The organism is Wolbachia endosymbiont (group A) of Apoderus coryli (assembly GCF_947251615.1).
In the GTDB taxonomy this organism is placed as follows: Bacteria; Pseudomonadota; Alphaproteobacteria; order Rickettsiales; family Anaplasmataceae; genus Wolbachia.
In genome coordinates this window covers 57,817-75,607 of record NZ_OX366367.1, presented here as the reverse complement: position 1 = coordinate 75,607, position 17,791 = coordinate 57,817, and the positions used below count along the sequence as shown (strand labels likewise).

The 17,791-nt window shown below is 35.1% G+C and carries 15 protein-coding genes, 2 tRNA genes and 3 pseudogenes; 10 read left to right on the top strand and 10 right to left on the bottom strand.

All coding sequences use genetic code 11. The annotated features are described in order from the left end of the window. Positions 1 to 200: 200 nt before the first annotated feature. From OPR43_RS00445 to OPR43_RS00430, 3 genes and pseudogenes are all read left to right on the top strand, one after another. Positions 201 to 959, top strand: a pseudogene (locus OPR43_RS00445) (IS5 family transposase). Positions 960 to 1,007: 48 nt separating this feature from the next. Continuing rightward, a pseudogene (locus OPR43_RS00440) lies at positions 1,008 to 1,664 on the top strand (Rpn family recombination-promoting nuclease/putative transposase); the annotation flags it as partial. A gap of 375 nt (positions 1,665 to 2,039) precedes the next feature. Then, the gene (locus OPR43_RS00430; RefSeq protein ID WP_265035725.1) at positions 2,040 to 3,239 is read left to right on the top strand and encodes a ribonuclease D; all 1,200 of its coding nucleotides are present in this window, start codon (positions 2,040 to 2,042) and stop codon (positions 3,237 to 3,239) included. On the opposite strand, the gene coaE is transcribed toward OPR43_RS00430, so the two are convergent. Further along, a complete protein-coding gene (coaE, locus tag OPR43_RS00425; protein WP_265026525.1) occupies positions 3,222 to 3,809 on the bottom strand; it encodes a dephospho-CoA kinase in 588 nt (195 codons plus the stop codon). The two genes, OPR43_RS00430 and coaE, sit on opposite strands and share 18 nt — an antisense overlap. 232 nt (positions 3,810 to 4,041) lie before the next feature. Then, positions 4,042 to 4,283: pseudogene (locus OPR43_RS08455) on the bottom strand (IS5 family transposase); the annotation flags it as partial. Between the two features lie 34 nt (positions 4,284 to 4,317). On the opposite strand from OPR43_RS08455, the gene OPR43_RS00415 reads away from it, so the two are divergent. The 3 genes from OPR43_RS00415 to infC are packed head-to-tail and all read left to right on the top strand — an operon-like array spanning position 4,318 to position 7,006. After that, positions 4,318 to 4,581 carry a hypothetical protein gene (locus tag OPR43_RS00415; RefSeq protein ID WP_265034917.1) on the top strand — a complete coding sequence of 88 codons (264 nt, stop codon included), beginning with the start codon at positions 4,318 to 4,320 and terminating at the stop codon, positions 4,579 to 4,581. After that, positions 4,574 to 6,475: a threonine--tRNA ligase gene (thrS, locus tag OPR43_RS00410; protein WP_265034916.1), complete on the top strand. Its 1,902-nt coding sequence runs from the start codon at positions 4,574 to 4,576 to the stop codon at positions 6,473 to 6,475. Before OPR43_RS00415 ends, thrS begins: the two co-directional genes overlap by 8 nt. Before the next feature lie 12 nt (positions 6,476 to 6,487). Further along, entirely contained in the window at positions 6,488 to 7,006 is a 519-nt protein-coding gene (infC, locus tag OPR43_RS00405; protein WP_265026521.1) for a translation initiation factor IF-3, read from the top strand. A gap of 28 nt (positions 7,007 to 7,034) precedes the next feature. Here infC and nuoF read toward each other — a convergent pair whose 3' ends face one another. Together nuoF and OPR43_RS00395 are read right to left on the bottom strand one after the other, a co-directional pair. Beyond that, positions 7,035 to 8,288 carry an NADH-quinone oxidoreductase subunit NuoF gene (gene nuoF / locus OPR43_RS00400; RefSeq protein ID WP_265034915.1) on the bottom strand — a complete coding sequence of 418 codons (1,254 nt, stop codon included), beginning with the start codon at positions 8,286 to 8,288 and terminating at the stop codon, positions 7,035 to 7,037. A gap of 18 nt (positions 8,289 to 8,306) precedes the next feature. Beyond that, positions 8,307 to 8,379 (bottom strand) — tRNA-Lys (locus OPR43_RS00395). A gap of 348 nt (positions 8,380 to 8,727) precedes the next feature. Between OPR43_RS00395 and OPR43_RS00390 the strand changes: the two genes are divergently transcribed. From OPR43_RS00390 to OPR43_RS00375, 4 genes are all read left to right on the top strand, one after another. Then, positions 8,728 to 8,803: transfer RNA gene (locus OPR43_RS00390), tRNA-Ala, on the top strand. A 265-nt stretch (positions 8,804 to 9,068) separates the two neighbouring features. Next, complete coding sequence (locus tag OPR43_RS00385) at positions 9,069 to 10,538, top strand: magnesium transporter MgtE N-terminal domain-containing protein (RefSeq protein WP_320157468.1); 1,470 nt, start codon at positions 9,069 to 9,071, stop codon at positions 10,536 to 10,538. Between the two features lie 46 nt (positions 10,539 to 10,584). Beyond that, the gene (locus OPR43_RS00380; protein ID WP_182320993.1) at positions 10,585 to 11,028 is read left to right on the top strand and encodes a hypothetical protein; all 444 of its coding nucleotides are present in this window, start codon (positions 10,585 to 10,587) and stop codon (positions 11,026 to 11,028) included. A 101-nt stretch (positions 11,029 to 11,129) separates the two neighbouring features. Then, the gene (locus OPR43_RS00375; RefSeq protein ID WP_265034914.1) at positions 11,130 to 11,474 is read left to right on the top strand and encodes a hypothetical protein; all 345 of its coding nucleotides are present in this window, start codon (positions 11,130 to 11,132) and stop codon (positions 11,472 to 11,474) included. 69 nt (positions 11,475 to 11,543) lie between these two features. On the opposite strand, the gene ccmE is transcribed toward OPR43_RS00375, so the two are convergent. From ccmE to nuoL, 6 genes are read right to left on the bottom strand one after another with little or no spacing between them, the layout of a single operon-like run. Next, positions 11,544 to 11,945, bottom strand: a complete 402-nt coding sequence (gene ccmE / locus OPR43_RS00370; RefSeq protein ID WP_265034912.1) for a cytochrome c maturation protein CcmE — start codon at positions 11,943 to 11,945, stop codon at positions 11,544 to 11,546. Continuing rightward, positions 11,929 to 12,066 carry a CcmD-like small membrane protein gene (locus OPR43_RS08450; protein WP_179943858.1) on the bottom strand — a complete coding sequence of 46 codons (138 nt, stop codon included), beginning with the start codon at positions 12,064 to 12,066 and terminating at the stop codon, positions 11,929 to 11,931. Before OPR43_RS08450 ends, ccmE begins: the two co-directional genes overlap by 17 nt. Further along, on the bottom strand, positions 12,063 to 13,106 hold the full coding sequence (locus OPR43_RS00365; protein ID WP_265034910.1) for a biotin--[acetyl-CoA-carboxylase] ligase: 1,044 nt from the start codon (positions 13,104 to 13,106) through the stop codon (positions 12,063 to 12,065). The genes OPR43_RS08450 and OPR43_RS00365 overlap by 4 nt, the downstream gene beginning before the upstream one ends. A 17-nt stretch (positions 13,107 to 13,123) precedes the next feature. After that, positions 13,124 to 14,488: an NADH-quinone oxidoreductase subunit N gene (locus tag OPR43_RS00360; RefSeq protein WP_265034909.1), complete on the bottom strand. Its 1,365-nt coding sequence runs from the start codon at positions 14,486 to 14,488 to the stop codon at positions 13,124 to 13,126. After that, positions 14,485 to 15,927, bottom strand: a complete 1,443-nt coding sequence (locus OPR43_RS00355; protein WP_265034907.1) for a complex I subunit 4 family protein — start codon at positions 15,925 to 15,927, stop codon at positions 14,485 to 14,487. The genes OPR43_RS00360 and OPR43_RS00355 overlap by 4 nt, the downstream gene beginning before the upstream one ends. Before the next feature lie 7 nt (positions 15,928 to 15,934). Next, entirely contained in the window at positions 15,935 to 17,788 is a 1,854-nt protein-coding gene (nuoL, locus tag OPR43_RS00350) for an NADH-quinone oxidoreductase subunit L (protein ID WP_265034906.1), read from the bottom strand. Positions 17,789 to 17,791 lie beyond the last annotated feature (3 nt).

Here is a 17,791-nt window from a genome sequence, read left to right as displayed (position 1 = left end):
CTAATATTCGGTGCTAATTTGAGAAGATAGATGCGCTACTGATGTGGCATTGCTTACTCTGCTGGACAAAGATCCTCTTTCCTCTGTTTTTGGTGTAGCTCTGGAATGCTCAAGTTGAGTTTGATCACTGTTCTCAGAACCTGTTTAAAATCTCAAAGAGATGAGCTAAAGTAGGAACAGGTAAATAATGAGGTATATAAATGAGTCAAAGGTATCCAAGCGACATAAGTCGTGAGCAATTTGAAAAAATCAAACCAATTTTAGAAAGTAGGAAAAAGAAAACAAGACCAAGATTAATTGATATATACAAAGTATTTTGTGGAGTGTTATACGTGCTAAAAAGTGGTTGTCAGTGGAGAATGTTGCCAAAAGAGTTTCCAAGGTGGGAAAACATATATTACTATTTTCAAATGTGGAGTAAAAAGAAAGGAAAGGAGCCAAGCTTGTTGGTTAAAAAAAATTGGTTGCGACAAAACAGTGGTCGGAAAGAGAAAACCAGTTTCTGCATAATTGATGCTCGAAGCGTCAAAAACGCAGATACTGCTGAAAGAAAGGGCTATGATGCAGGTGAAAAGATTTCAGGGTCATATCGCAGTTGATACACAACACATGCAATTCATATAACAACGGCAGAAGCAACTGATCGTAGCAGTGCTGTGAAAATGGTGGAAAATGCTAAAGAAAACCTCTCTGAAGTCAAAAATATACTCGTTGATGCTGGCTATACAGGAGAAAATTTTGCAACACAAATAAAAGCAACTATTGGTGCAACTGTTGAGGTAGTAAAACGAAGCGAATTACATACCTTTGCTGTATTGCCAAAAAGATGGGTTGTCGAGCGGTCTTTTGCTTGGTTGGAAAAATGTAGACGGTTATGGAAAAATTGCGAGCGTAAACTCAACACAAGTTTACAAATGGTTGTTCTTTCCTTTATTTCTCTTCTATTGAGGAGATTTTAAACAGGTTCTAAGGGAGGGGATAGTAGTAATACTGTCTCCTTACCTAACCAAGTTGCTAAAACTAAAGAATTTGAAAAACGTGCTCAATACTATGCTGCTAAAGCTTACTCAAGGCAAGCTGATAAAGGTGACCAGTATCATAACCTTAAGGAAATTATCTTCATTGCTATAGCAGATTGTGTACTGTTTCCTAATAAATCTGAGTACAAATCAAAGCATACTATTCGAGATGAAGACACTAATGAGCATGATCTAAAAGATTTCTATTTTATATTTATTGAGTTGCCAAAATTTCCAAAGAATAAGGAAGATCAGTTGGAAAATATAGTTAAAAAATGGGTTTATTTTTTTCGATATGCAGATGAGACTAGTGAAGAAGAGCTGGAAAAAATAATAGGTAGTGATGTAATAATTAAAAAGGCCTATGAAGAGCTAAATAGATTTAACTGGTCAGAAAAAGAATTTATTGCCTATGAACAGAAAATAAAACGTATTCTTGATGAACAGGCTGTCCTTGCTCAAAAGCTTGATGATGCTACTGAAAAAGGCATCAAAATTGGTAAAGAGAAAGGTAGGAAAGAAGGGAGAGAGGAAGGCAAAATTGAAGTCGCAAAAGCAATGCTGGCTAATAATGTTGATGTCAACACTATTGTTAAGTTTACTGGACTTTCCATTAAAGAAATTGCAGAATTAAGGTCAAGTTAAGAAGAAGTAGCATTAGAAAGGACTATTTTAAAATTAAACAATAAAGTTAGTGGGTTTTCTAAAAAAATTGTTTTGCTCTACTTTCCTAAAAAATAAATGTAACAAATAAGATGTCTATTTTAAGCATTGCTTATTTGCCAATATTCCCTTAACTTGACGCTTATGCACAGTCCACGGTATCACTCCAGTGCGTGACACTTGTATCTAGTTCTTATTATACAACCACCTAGTGTACTCGTTTCTAATTGAGTTTTCTGGATCCAAGTAGTCACGCTACTTGGATGACACCAATGAGTGATAGAAAGTTTTGCAAGAAGTCACTAATTGCAAAAATTTAATGTAAGTGGTAAAGTAGAACCACTGAATAAAAAACATATGTTAATTAATACAACGTCGGAGCTGGAGGACATATGTGAGGGGTTGATAGCAAAAAAGCCGAAATTTATAGCAGTTGACACGGAGTTCATTAGAAATAATTTAATCTACTACCCAAAATTATCGTTAATTCAAATTTCTTGCGGAGAGAAGAGTTTTATTGTAGACGCATTAGTGCCAGAAATTGATTTATCATTCATTAAGAAAATAATGCTAAATCAGGGGATAACCAAAGTGTTTCATAGCTGCCGGCAGGATATAGAATCCTTACTCACTGTGTTTAAATGTATTCCCACTCCCATTTTTGATACCCAAGTTGCCGCTATGTTTTGTCATTATTATCATGACTTTATTGGTTACTCAAAAGTAGTGGAGCAATATCAAGGAATAGCACTGGATAAAATTAAAGCTAAAAATTCAGACTGGTTAAGAAGGCCGTTATCCGAGGATCAGTTAGATTATGCAGTAAACGACGTGATACACCTATATGGCCTATACCAAATATTGTGCGATAAACTTGAAGAAAATAATAGGATGGGTTGGTTTCAAGAAGAGATGGAATCAATAGTTGATATAAATAAGTATTTACATAATCCAAAAGATGCATGGAAGAGGATTAAATTTAATTATGAAGTAAATCCAAGATTGATACTAACTGTTAAAGCAGTTAGTGAGTGGCAAGAGACCTTAGCACAGCGCTATAATATGAATCGTAATAAAGTAATTAATAATGCTGTAATAGCTGGTTTTATTGAAAAAAATGTAGAGCATGTTGATGAGATTTTAGATGATCTCAAGAGGAATGCAAAAAATATAAGAGATGCAGATTTACTAGAGTTTGTGAATATTTTTAATGAAAATGAGAGAAATTGGATGCAGCAAAACAACACCTTCCCGAATAATTATGACAAATCTGTATTCGATATACTCTCAATTATTTTAGATAGTAAATGTAAAGAAAGTAACATATCAAGGAAATTAGTTTCTTCAAAAGATGAGTTAACTGGGTCAATATCTAGGCAGACAGATAAACTATTCAAGGGGTGGAGATATGATTTTTTTGGCAGGTCAGTTGAATCATTTTTGAACACAAGCTCAAAATTTGAGATTTTAGCAGTGAAATCCGCAAATAATACAACTAAAATTCGGAGTAATTTGGTGGAAGCAGATTGTGAATTGAAATCAACTGCTGAGATTTAACGAGTCCACTATATCTTTTACTTGAGAAAAAACATACTCTTTGCTTACACTGGTATCGATAATAAAGTCACTCATCTTCCTTTTCTCCTCAATAGATAACTGAACATTGGAGATTAAATTTAGCTTTTCTTTATCTATGTTGCGTTCGTTAAGTCTTTGAGCTTGCACAACGCTATCTGCATGGACGAAAACAATAAGGTTGCAATATAAATAAAATTTTGTTTCTAATAGAAGTGGCACATCTAAAACTAAAAGTTTTCTATCGATCTTTATTTCCTTAGCAATAAAAAGTTCTAGTTCATTTCGCACAACGGCATGAACCAAAGATTGAAATTGTTTCCAATTTTCATCGTAGGCTAAGAAATATTTAGACAGTACTGTTCTATCTATTTCACCATTTACTACCACTCCAGGAAAATTTTTTTCTGCATAGCTTATTATGCTTTTATCCACTTTATAAAGTTGGTGTACAACAGAATCAGCATCAAATACAGCAGCACCAAACTCTTGAAAGCAATTAGCTACAAAGCTCTTTCCTACACCAATTCCGCCTGTTAGACCTATGATCATATAGCAAAATACATCAGACTCTTTTCGAAACTATAGCTAAGGTTTCTCTATATATATTAACTAGATTTTCTAGATCCCAGTGGGCTTTGTTGCATAGCAACTGAAAAAATCTGGTGGCTACTGACAAAATTCATTATAAAATAGCCATTTAACCTTTGAAGAAAAAATATGCCACAGAAAATGAAAGTCAGTAACCAAAACGAATATAACAAATTCCTTGAAAAAAGGGAAAATTTTTTCCTATTCGTTCAATGTATCCCTCTAAAAATCCCACTCAAACCTATTCTGAATAGATGGGTTGTTATATGTATCAAAATCACCACTTTATCACTATAAATATAGTTGCCGCTGCATTTTTGGCCCAATTTCATACCAATTTTCGATAGCTTCATCAATGTAACGAAAAATATTTCCCCTTTTTTCAAGGAATTTGTTATATTCGTTTTGGTTACTGACTTTCATTTTCTGTGGCATATTTTTTCTTCAAAGGTTAAATGGCTATTTTATAATGAATTTTGTCAGTAGCCACCAGATTTTTTCAGTTGCTATGCAACAAAGCCCACTGGGATCCAGGTGTAAAAGTATTTGCAAATTATGCAATGGACAGCTGACTCTAGGGGTATATGTCAAAACAATGTTCGTAAGCTGGATTCCAGTGTCACGCACTGGAATGACATCAATCGTTAACGTCTTACATTTATTCTATTGCCTTATGGAACATTTGAATAATCACGCTTGGATTTGGATGACAAAAGGTCTGATGAATGATTAAAGTTACTTTTTCAACCGAACAAAAAGTAAAAGAATACAGTGGTAAAGTCACTGGCTTTGATATATTACAACCGGATGCTTTGAAAGAAGTAGTTGTATTGAAAGTAAATGGTGAGTTATATGATCTCTCACGTGAAATTGAATCTGATACAGAGATAGAGGTGATACAACTGAGTGACGAAGCGGGTTTAGATATAATAAGGCATGATGCTGCTCATATAATGGCGCAGGCAGTGAAAGAGCTATTTCCTAATACTCAGATTACTATCGGTCCAACAATTCAGGATGGTTTTTACTATGATTTTGCTACAGATCGTACCTTCACTACGGATGATCTTGCTGCAATAGAAAAGAAAATGAAAGAGATTGTAAAAAGTAATCACAGATTTGTTCGAGAGGTTTGGACTCGCAAGCAGGCAGTTGATTTCTTTAGTGGTATAGGCGAAAAATATAAGGTTGAAATTATATCCTCTATATCAGAGAGTGAAAACCTAACTGTTTATAGACAAGGCGATTTTGTAGACCTATGCCGTGGTCCGCACTCACCATCAACCGGCAGAGTTAAAGCGTTTAAACTTATGAAAGTAGCGGGTGCATACTGGCGAGGTGATGCAAAGGGCCCAATGTTGCAGCGAATATATGGCACAGCATGGAGAAATAAGGATGAATTAAACGCTTATCTCGAGTGTCTCAAAGAAGCAGAGAAACGTGATCACCGCAAAATTGCCAAGGATATGGATTTATTTCACATCCAAGAGGAAGCTGTCGGGCAGGTTTTTTGGCATGAACAAGGATATATTTTATATAATGTTCTTGAGTCTTACATCAGAAAGAAGTTAATAAATAATGGCTATTTTGAGGTAAAAACCCCTATTTTAGTAGGCAAAGAGCTGTGGGAAAAATCTGGACATTGGGATAAGTTTCGTGAAAATATGTTTACTGTTGACGAGTCTGAAAGTAAAAAGCTAGCAATAAAACCCATGAATTGCCCCTGTCATGTGCAGATTTTTAATTCTCACACCAGAAGCTATCGTGATTTACCGATACGTATGGCAGAGTTTGGCATATGCCATAGAAATGAAAGCTCAGGCTCATTGCATGGACTGATGCGAGTGCGTGGTTTTACGCAAGACGATGCACACATTTTTTGTATGGAAAAACAAGTGAATTCTGAGACTATAAAGTTTTGTGACCTTTTAAAAGAAGTATATTCAGAGCTTGGATTTAATGAAATTTCTGTGAAATTTTCAGACCGTCCAGATATTAGAGCAGGTAATGATGAAGTGTGGGATAGAGCTGAAAAAGCGCTGCTTGAAGCCGTTCAAGAAGCGGGCTTGAGTTATAAACTTAACCCTGGTGAAGGTGCATTTTATGGTCCAAAGTTAGAGTTCGTTTTGAAAGACGCAATAGGCAGAAATTGGCAATGTGGAACATTACAAGTTGATTTCATTTTACCAGAACGTCTGGGAGCTTTTTATATAGGGGCAGATGGACACAAGCATCACCCTGTCATGTTACATAGGGCAATTCTTGGGACTTTTGAGCGTTTTATTGGAATTTTGATAGAAAATTATGCAGGAAAATTTCCAGTTTGGCTTGCTCCAACGCAACTTGCTATTCTGACCATTACAAATGAGGCTGACAGTTACGCCACAGAAATCAGCAATGTCTTAAAAAAACAAGGTATGAGAGTCAAGACTGATTTGACCAATGAGAAAATTAGTTATAAGATACGTTTGCATAGTTCAAACAAGGTTCCTATATTATGGATTATAGGCAAAAATGAAGTTACAAGTAAAACTGTGTCAGTGAGAAATTTAGGATCAGAAAGACAGGAGTCTTTTTCTTTGGAAAAGGCTACTGAATCGCTGTTAAAAAGTATTAATTTGAATTAAGGGAGTTAAAGTTTGCAAGTTAAAAAGAACAATAAAAACAGAATTAATGGATTCATCACAGCTAAGGAGGTACGCTTAGTTGATCATAGTGGTGAAATGGTCGGAATCGTGCCAATAGAACGAGCTTTGGAATTTGCACAGGGTGTTGGTTTAGACTTGGTAGAAATTGCACCTGATTCAACTCCTCCAGTATGTAAAGTTCTGGATTATAGCAAACAAAAGTATGATATAAAAAAGAAGGCAAGTGAAGCAAAAAAGAAACAAAAAACATTAACTATAAAAGAAATTAAACTGGGCCCCAATATTGGTGATCACGATTACGAAACAAAATTGCGTCAAGCAAGAGACTTACTTGCCCACGGACATAAAATCAAAGTTACAATGAGATTTAAGGGCAGAGAGCTTATAAACACTGAAGTCGGACTGGAAAAATTAGAACGGCTAATTAGAGACACTGAAGATATTGCAAAGGTAGAATTGGCACCTAAAAGGGAAGGGAATCAATATTTTTTAGCTCTGGTTGCTAAGTAGCAAAACGGCTTAAGAAGTATAAGTAGAGTTAAACTATCGCTCTCTCTTTGATAACATGGCGAAAATGTCTTATTAATCCTTGAATCGGCCAAGCTGCAGCATCACCAAGCGCGCAAATTGTATGTCCTTCTATTTGAGTTGTAAGGTCAAGCAGCTTATCTATTTCATCAGGCTTAATATCTCCTGCCACCATCCTCTTCATAATCCTCCACATCCATCCAGTACCTTCACGGCATGGTGTGCATTGTCCACAGGACTCATGCATGTAAAAGTGTGATAACCTCTCTATTGCAGCTATTATATCAGTTGATTTATCCATCACTATTACAGCAGCAGTACCAAGCCCTGATTGTGCGGTTCTTAATGAATCAAAATCCATTTCAATAATATCGCATATAGATTTTGGAATTAATGGCACTGAAGACCCACCAGGTATTACAGCAAGTAAATTATCCCAACCCCCTCGCACTCCACCTGCGTATTTTTCAATCAATTCACGTAGTGGAATTCCGAGCTCTTCTTCAACATTACACGGGTTGTTTACGTGTCCTGAAATACAAAAGACCTTGGTACCAGTATTATTTGGTTTACCAAGAGATGCAAACCATTCTCCTCCGCGATTCAGAATATCTGGAACCATGGCTATAGTTTCAACGTTGTTTATTGTGGTTGGGCAGCCAAAAAGTCCAACACCTGCGGGAAATGGAGGTTTCATGCGAGGAAAGCCCTTTTTTCCTTCAATTGATTCGAGTTGAGCTGTTTCTTCCCCACATATGTAAGCTCCTGCACCCCTATGGATAAACACATCAAGATCATAACCTGATTTGCAGGCATTTTTTCCAATTAAGTTTTCTTTATAGGCTTCCTCAAGTGCTTTTTTTAGAACTAAATATTCATTATAAAATTCACCCCTGATATAAATATACGCAACTGATGCGCTGATCGCTTTGCCGGCTAGGAGAATTCCCTCAAGTAACTTATGTGGCTCATATCGCAATATATCTCTATCTTTACATGTACCAGGTTCTGACTCATCTGCATTGACTACTAAATATGCTTTTGGGAGATTTTTGGGCATAAAGCTCCACTTAAGGCCGGTGGAAAATCCTGCACCCCCTCGACCTCTCAAACCAGATTTCTTTACTTCATCAATGATCTTTTCTGATCCTAAATCTAGTAACTCCTTTGTTTTTTGCCAGCTACCACGTTTTTTTGCACCCTCAAGTAGTGGAGTTTCTTTACCATTTAAGTTTGTAAATATTTTGTCCTGTTCCTTCAGCATGCTTTTTAAGATTCTAAGTGATCCCGACGCGATTCGAACGCGTGACCCACTGATTAAAAGTCAGTTGCTCTACCGGCTGAGCTACGGGATCATTTCATTTTTTAGCTATACTAAACAGTAATATAGTTTTTATCCGTTTTAATCAAACTAAAATTTTCATGTGTGGTTAAATAAATTATATAATATACTGCGTTAGTGATAATTTAGTTCAAAAATCTATGGATAATTTAAAAAAATTTCCAAAGGAAAACTTCTTGTTAATTTTCGGTTCACAGATTCATTTGGCAAAGCTTATAGTGTGATGTACAAATCTGAAAAGACAAAAAGATAGAGAATTGTACATAACTGCAGAATTTGTGCACTATTTAGCAATAGCCTAACAGATAAATATTTCTTGCATTTCAGCCTGAGTGATTTATGCTTTAAGCAAGAATTACCTGGGGGTATAGCTCAGCTGGTAGAGCATCTGTTTTGCACGCAGAAGGTCAGCGGTTCGATCCCGCTTGCCTCCACCAATATAGGTTCTAGCATATCATAAAGTCAGCTTATTTTAGCTCATGAGTATTTTACACTAGTTCCCTAAAAAATCCCTATTTCTTTTCGTAACTTTTCTCTACACAAGTAATGTTTGTTATTATAATTCTGATATATACTAACTTAACAATAAATTAATCAATAAATGTTAGAATACTAACAATTAATTTATTAGTAATGCCCATGAGTGGAAAAAAGCATGTTTTTAAGATGGTGCCTGGACAAGGGGTATTTAACGAGACTAGAATGCGGATATTTCAAGGTTCCGTAGATGGTGAAGAGTTAACTTGGAATAATTTTAATAAAATTTGGTTTATTCCACTGGATGATGAAGACGATAGAGTACTAGACTTACCTATAAAATTTTGCAACGCTGCAAGTGATGGTCCTTTTATACCTGTTGTATGCATAAAGGAGAATGGGAAAGATTTGAAAAAAACATCTTACCGTTGTGATAAAGAAGAAGGTCTAATCACAAATTGTAAATTTCCAGTCGTGCCATTTAGAAACGCTAAACTCGGTTATGAACATAACTCGCATTCTTTTGTATATCTCAATGAAAAATTAATGAAGATATCAATTGACTACGAAGTATCCCATCCTTATGCTAATTATGATAATATAACAAGATATACGCACCTTCTTAAGGCGCAACCAGCGGAATATAAATATTTAACATGGGAAGAGTCAGGTGATACCTACAAATATTATTTCTCGGATGATCAAGGAAATATTATTGACTCACCTGACAATGAGGCACTCCAATATATTGAACGGCACGTCAAGGAAGAAGTAATACAAGATATAGTATCATCTAAAATACCAGAGGATATAATACTATCAAAGGCGTTTGCCAAAATTTTTGTTGAGAACCTAACAGAAAATCAGTTAGAGACTCTTGCCAATACTCTTAATAATGAGCAACTACAGGCCTTGGCAGAGAACTTAACAGACAACCAATTCCGAGCTTTAGTGGATCATCTAACCGACCACCAATTACACACTCTCGCTCAAGAATTAAATCCAGAAAAATTACAAATAATTGTTCCTATTTTAAATTATGCTCAGCTTGAAGCTCTAGTGAGAGAGTTAAATCCAGAGCAAGTAAAAGAAATTTTACCTCACTTAAAAATGGATCAGTTCGCAGTACTTATTCCAACTTTAAGTAACAAGCAACTTACAGCGCTTGCAGAAGGCTTGGCTGAGCACCACTTGACAATACTCTCCAAAGCATTAGAAGGTGATCAGTTGAAAGCTTTAGTAAATAATCTGCGAAAAGAACAACTGGAAGACTTAGTTAATAAGCTTGATCATGATAAACTTGGCATAATTGCTCAGGATTTAACTGATTCTAATAAGATTAAGATTATCATTAAGTCTTTAGTTGATAATCCAGAGAAACTTCAAGCTTTTGCTCACAATATGTCTAATGAGCAGTTTAAAGAACTTTTGGATAACGTAGGCGCAGAAGAGCTTAAAGACATCATTCACAAACTGCCTTATGAGAAAGTAACAGCTGTGATTGGTGATCTCAGCAATCAAGATCAGTCTAAAGCTATTATTGATGCATTAAAAGGGGAACTTGAAGAGCAGAGTAAACAGAACAAGGAAATGATTGAGATGCTCAAACAAATCAAGGACGATATGCCAGACATTGGACAGGCTCCAGACTTTACAATAGTAGACATTAATAATGACTCACTGTTATTTGTATAGTAGTGATTTATAAAGATAAGTAGTTTTTTTATAGGAGGTAACTATTATGAATAAAAATATAAAATTATATTCTAGTGAAGAAGTTGAATCAAATAATACATTACAACTTTCGAAGCCGAAGTTTGATAAACCAAGCTTTGAAAAGCCAGTAATAAAGAAGATTGTCAGTGGTAAAACAAAGGAAGAATTTGATATAACTAAAGATATGACACAAGAAGAGATTGATAAGATGCCACAAATTACATTGACCATAAAGCACCTTAAAAATTTTTATGATGGCTTGATAAACAGCATTAATAAGTATGACGAAAATATGGATAGTGCAATTCAAAGTGGTATAATAACACAATTATCATCAACCATAGATAGTATAGGCAGCAAGACAAGTAGTATAGACAGTGAACTTGCAGATCTTAGGAATTCGATTCCAGATATTGGAGAAGCTCCTCCATTACTCCATATTACTGGTGAAGAGAACGGATTGCTTTAATAAAAAAGGTAATAGCCTGATATCAGGCTGTTGCTTTCTTTCACATACCATTTCAAGGTAACTAGTTAGTTTTAAAATTATAATTTTTTATAGGAGTTAATATGAGTAATTACAGTATGAAAGAAAGCGAAGACGACTTTGAAGTGAAAAGCGGAATGAGCGGTACTAACCATAGAATAATAAATGACATAGAGGTCAAAATTAAACCTAAATCTTTTGAAAGCGATAAAGAAAAGAATGCACAGGTCAAGTATGTCCACACAATTCTAGATAAACTAATCGCAGATTTAAACGACACATTTGTTCCTAAATTGAATGACGTGTTGAAAGGTCATCAAGATTATATGGATGAATTGTATGATAAAATTGACGAATTAAAAACAGGAACTATTGGTGGTGATAATATAGATGAATGGGAAGCACCAACTCACTCTGATATATTGTAAGTAGTTAGGAAAGTAACAGCTTGCTAGCAGGCTGTTACTCTCTCTACATACTATTTCAATACAGCTGGGTTAAGGAATCTGTTTGAAAACTTTCGGCATATAGTTCTCATCATGTTTTGCAAACACCGTATCTGCAAGAAAGGTACTGTTATCAGACATTTTACCTTGCACAACAACACCACTTTTTTCTGAAAACATTGGTGGAAGTATCCCTTGGTATTTTACCACAACGCTTTTGTTAAAATCTGTCATTTGAAAAACTACTTCACTTTCGCTCCGTATCACACTATCTTCAACAACCATTCCACCAACACGGATTGGCTTTTGACTATTTGGTAAAACTATTGCCTCACTTACTGTATAGAAAAATGAGATATTTTCTTTGAGTGTCGTTAAAATAAAAAAGACTATGCAGCTTAAAAAGCAGAAAATTCCTGAAGTTATAAGTAATCGCTTATGTTTCTTCTTCATTATTATCTTTCAGGCTTTCTAGAATTTTTTTACTTTTAGTATAGCAAGAAATGGTGAAAATTAGCTCTCCAGCAATCAGCGTGAAACTAATAAGGTAAGCAAAAATTACATACGTATTCATAATGCACTGCCAATAAATAACTCACCTGCATCAAAATAAATTAAGCTTCCATCCTTTTGCTGCAACACCAATTTACCACTTTTATCTATATCAGCAAAAATTCCTTCATACAATTTGTCAGCTAACTTTACACTGATTTGCTCGTTCATCTTGAATGCTCTTGTGAGCCACATTTTTCTTATAGCATAAAACCCATCAAATAGCCATTGCTTTCTTAGCTTGTTAAAATTTATTATTAATTTTTTTAGTAGATCTATGTTAGACACAGAATCACCGTAATTGCTAATGCATGTTGTTCCTGGAAGTGGTGCATAATTGACATTAATTCCGATTCCTATAATGAGCCAATTCGAATTGGATCTTTTTTCAAGCAATATTCCACTTATTTTCTTGCCATCAATAAGGACATCATTTGGCCACTTATACTGGAGATTTAGACCATTTATAAATGACAGTATAGCATTTCCAACAGCAAGAGCAGTAACAAAAGTCAATTCTGTTAATTTGCTAACTTGATTCATTAAACCTCTTTCTATCATCCCAGTATTTTCCCCAGTGCTTGACACATAACTATGCGAACATTGCAATTTGCAGGTGGTATGTGGTGTCATTCCAGTGCGTGACACTGGAATCCAGTTCTTATTACACAGTTGCCTGATGTGCCCATTTGTAATTAAGTTTTCTGGATCCCAGTGTCTGGGCACTGGGATGACATCATCCTTGGTGGGAATACCACAACGTTTGTACAGTTGTGTGCTTGACCATTCTTCTTTTTTTCTAGATTCCAGCGTCACGCGCTGGAATGACACCGAAAACTGATTTTCACTTAGATAATCGTTAAAGAGGTTTACTATCAAACTTGCATAGAAATTACCTTCTGGAGAAACCCAACTTTTTCCAGTACGCCCTCTACCTTCTGTTTGTTTATCGGCAATAATAATAGTTTCATTTGATATTCCTCTCCCAATTAAATCCAACGCTTCTTTATTAGTGCTTGAAACTTCTTTGTAATGATGAATATGAAAACCCTCAGGGATCACTTTGTCAGCCCTTTAGTTCAATGAGTGAGTAAAACGTACAAGAAAAGAACGAGGTTGATCAGTGAAGCCACTGAAGTGATAATGAATAGACCCCTAGAATAAGCAACCTTATTACCACTAGCTTTATCAAAATACATAACTTTCATGATATTTAAATAATAGTAGCATGATATCACACTCGCTATTACAAGGATCAAAGACAGGCTGATAAAGCCAGAATTTATTAAGCTTTTGAATATAAAAAACTTAGCGATAAAACCTGCAAGTGGAGGTATTCCCGACATCGAGAGTAACAGCACAGAAAGATGAAATGCTACAATTGGGCGTTTCTTCCCTATACCAGATAAATTTGCAATATCACAATCGTCATCGTCAATTTGTACGAGATATGAGAATAGCCCTATGCTTGTGATGATATATATCACCAGATACATTAAGGCACTATCTGTTCCTGCTTGTGTAAAAATAGAAAGTGAAGCAAATATAAAACCAATGTGACCAATTGAACTGTAAGCAAGCAGCCTTTTTAAGTTTTGCTGACGCAAGGCCCCAAAAGCTGAGATAAGCACAGACAATGCTGAAACGTATAAGAAAATAGGCTGAACATAACTTTTTACATTTACTAACTCTTCATTCATCAATCGAATTAAAAATGTTACAAGTGCAGCTTTTGGAGCTGTAGAAAAAAACGCAGTTACTATGGTAGGTGCACCTTGATAGACATCTGGAGCCCACATATGAAAAGGAGCAATAGCAAGCTTGAAACACAAACCAATTAGGACAAAGACTAACCCAAAAACTATTCCATAAGTTATCTGATGGTTTTGCAAGAATGAACTTAACTCAGAAAAATTGACTTGTCCTGTATATCCATAAAGCAATGACATACCATACAGCATAATGCAGGAAGATAATGCACTAAGTGTAAAATATTTCACTCCTGCTTCACATGAATAAGCTGAATCTTTATTAAAGCTCGCAAGAACATATAAAGATATACTCATCAATTCAAAAGCTAAGTAAAAAGAAATCAGACTATTTGCTGAAACTAAAGTTATCATGCCAAATAGCGCAAAAAGAATCAGTATTGAAAATTCATATTTATAGTCATATTTTGATAAATTCAGCATCAAAAGTATTAAAATTCCTGTGCTGAGAATTAACCCTTGGACTGACCTGATGTATAAATTGAGTTTTAACAACGAATTAAAGAGAAAAATTTCATTGTTTTCTGCCGAAATAATTAAAATAATCAAAGTTATCACTGTGCAGCCAAGTGCTAATAAGTTGATAGTTCGGCGGTTAAATATAATTCCAAGCAGTAGCAACACTAACGAGGAGATAATAGAGAACGTTTCCGGCAATATCTGTATATAATTCATAGCGCATTATATTTGACTAACAAATTTGCCATACATGGCTTCAAATAATTCAGTGCAAGGGTTGGGTAGAATCCAAGCAAAATAACAAACACTGCAAGCAGAATTAAGACAGAAAATTCTATGCTATCCAAGCGGTTATTTAATAATTTAGAATAGCTAACCCCCCATATTATTTGCTTACATAAATTCAGCATATAAACTGCGCTTAAAATAGTGCCAAGTGCGATAAATCCTGTAAAAAACCCTATGCTCTTAAACATTCCAACCATAGCCAAAAACTCACCTATGAATCCAGATGTTCCAGGTAGCCCTATTGAAGCCATTGAAAATAAAATGAACATAAAACCAAATTTTGGCATTGTGTTTACTATGCCAAAATATTTTGCAATCTCCAAAGTTCCAGTTCGAGTATATAGCATTCCAACACATAAAAATAAAGCAGCAGAAATAAGGCCATGACTAATCATTTGAAATATAGCGCCGAGTACTCCTTCCTCACAAAATGAAAAGAGTCCAGCAGTAACGATCCCCATATGTGCTATTGAAGAATAAGCTATTAACTTCTTTATATCATCTTGAGCAAACGCAACTAGCGAAGCGTATATTACTGCAATAATGCTCAGCACAACAACGAAATTTGAAAAATACAAACTTGCCTGAGGAAGCATTGGAATAGAAAACCTTAAAAATCCATATCCCCCCATTTTAATAAGCAAGCCAGCTAAAATCACAGATCCAGAAGTTGGTGATTGCACATGCGCATCAGGAAGCCAAGTGTGAAACGGAAACATTGGAACTTTTATTGCAAAAGAAATAAAAAATGCAATCCACAGCAATGACTGCACTTTAAGATCAAGGCTTGGCACTAATGTAGCTAATTTTTGTATATTAAACGTTCCAAAAATGTTATAGATGTACACCAATCCAAGTAGGAATAATAATGAGCCAGTTAATGTATAAAGAAACAACTTAAACGTCGCATATACCCTTTGCTTCCCTCCCCAAACGCCAATAATAAAGAACATTGGTATTAAAACAGCTTCAAAAAATACATAAAAGCTTATAGCATTCAGTGAAATAAAGAAACCGACTACAAAACTCTCAAGCAGCAGAAACAATGCCATATATGGCTTGAGGGTCGTATAACTCATTTTGCAATTGTAGAGCATACAAATAACAAACAAGAAAGTTGTCAGCAGAAGGAAAAGCAACGATATGCCATCTACCCCTATTCCAACATTTCTAATTGGATAGCTGACAAACTGAAAGTCTGTATTGTTATAATCAAACTCTACAAGAGTTACAACACTAAGCAAAAATGGAAGTACAGCAAAAAATAGGGCAAGGAATCTTAGGTGTATAGATTGATGATTAATCCTGATTAAAGATAAAATCAACGCTCCTATCAGTGGAAGCAAGAATATACTAAGTAACAACACCTTCTATTTAATTCCAAATAATATACAAAGCACCGATTATTAGAGTAACAAACATAATAAGCGCATAATCAAATATATAACCAGTTTGTAACTTTATAGAACTTTTTGAACATTCATTAACCAACCTTACAACACCACCTGGTCCAAATGAATCAATAGCCCTAACATCAAACTTCCATAGAAGCCTAGATATAAGCCTTATCGGTACAATTACAACAAAATCATATACCTCATCAAAGTACCATTTATCCTGCAAAAATTTAAGTAAAAATTTACTCTTAATTTGCTTAAATTTTTGATAGTGGTAAATCAGATATGCAAGTGCTATTCCACTTAGGCTCGCTAAGGTCGGTAGTAATTTTATAAAGAAATTATGAACTCCATGCTCATCAACAACTACTAAACTTGATTTCCAAAACGCATTACTAGTTATGTTCAAAATATTTGCTCCCCACACTCCAGAAAATACCGAACCAAAAGCAAGTATCAGTAATGGTATAAGCATAATCTTTGGTGCCTCATGTATATTAATTTTACTTTGTTTTTGGCTATGGAACACAAGAAGCAATAACCTCCAAGAGTAAAACGCTGTGAAGAATGCAACAACTAAGCTTATTACAAAAGCAAAGCTATCCGTGCTATAAGCATGTTCAATTATCAAGTCTTTTGAGTAAAAACCTGCAAATGGAAATATTCCAGAAAGTGCAAGAGACCCAATCCACATGAGAGTGTAAGTGCAAGGGATTTTCTTCCAGCAATTTCCCATTTTCTGAATATTTTGCTCATGATGCATTGCATGAATCACATTGCCAGCACCAAGGAATAGTAAAGCTTTAAAAAAAGCGTGTGTCATTAAATGAAAAATAGCAACATTGTAAGCAGAAAGCCCACATGCCATGAACATATAACCAAGTTGACTGCAGGTTGAATAAGCAATTATTTTCTTTATATCGTTCTGAGTAATCGCAACGGTGGCTGCAAAAAAAGCAGTAAGTGCACCAACAATAACTATTAATTCTCGTGCCACATTTGATAACTCAAACAATGGAGAACATTTTGCTATTAAAAATATACCGGCTGTTACCATCGTTGCTGCGTGAATGAGTGCAGAAACAGGGGTTGGCCCTTCCATTGCATCTGGCAACCAAACATGTAAACCAAGCTGTGCAGATTTACCCATACAGCCAATAAAAAGTAATATGCATATTATATGAATTACTTTGAATTCACAGCAGAATGCCCTAATGTTCTGCGCGCCAAGAAGATCAGCTGTGTCAAAAACTTCAGTAAATTTCAAAGAGTGAAATGTATAATAAATAAGAAAGATTCCAATTAATAGTGCAAAGTCTCCTACCCTATTTACAACAAATGCTTTAATTGCTGCATTATTTGCAGAATATTTTTGGAACCAAAATCCTATGAGTAAATAAGAACACAGGCCAACTCCTTCCCAGCCAAAGAAAAGCTGCACGAAATTATCGCTTACAACCAGCACAATCATGCAAAATGTGAACAGCGATAGGTAAGAAAAAAACCTCGACTTCCCTTTATCATGCTCCATATAACCGATAGAATAGAGGTGGACTACTAGTGAAACGGTGGTAATAACAATAAGCATTAAGGATGAGAGAGCATCCACACTAATTGCCCAATTTACTTTTAATACACTTAATGAAAATAAAGGAAATAAACTCAAGTGATAATTTTCAGAGAAGGTGAGAAAAATATACCAAGATAAAACTGCAGATATTCCAATCCCTGCCGTTGTAACTAACTGACTAAAAACATCTCTTCTAAAAAGTGCTGCAAATAGCGAACCAAATAGTGGCAAAAATACTATTAATTTCAGTATATCCATCATACT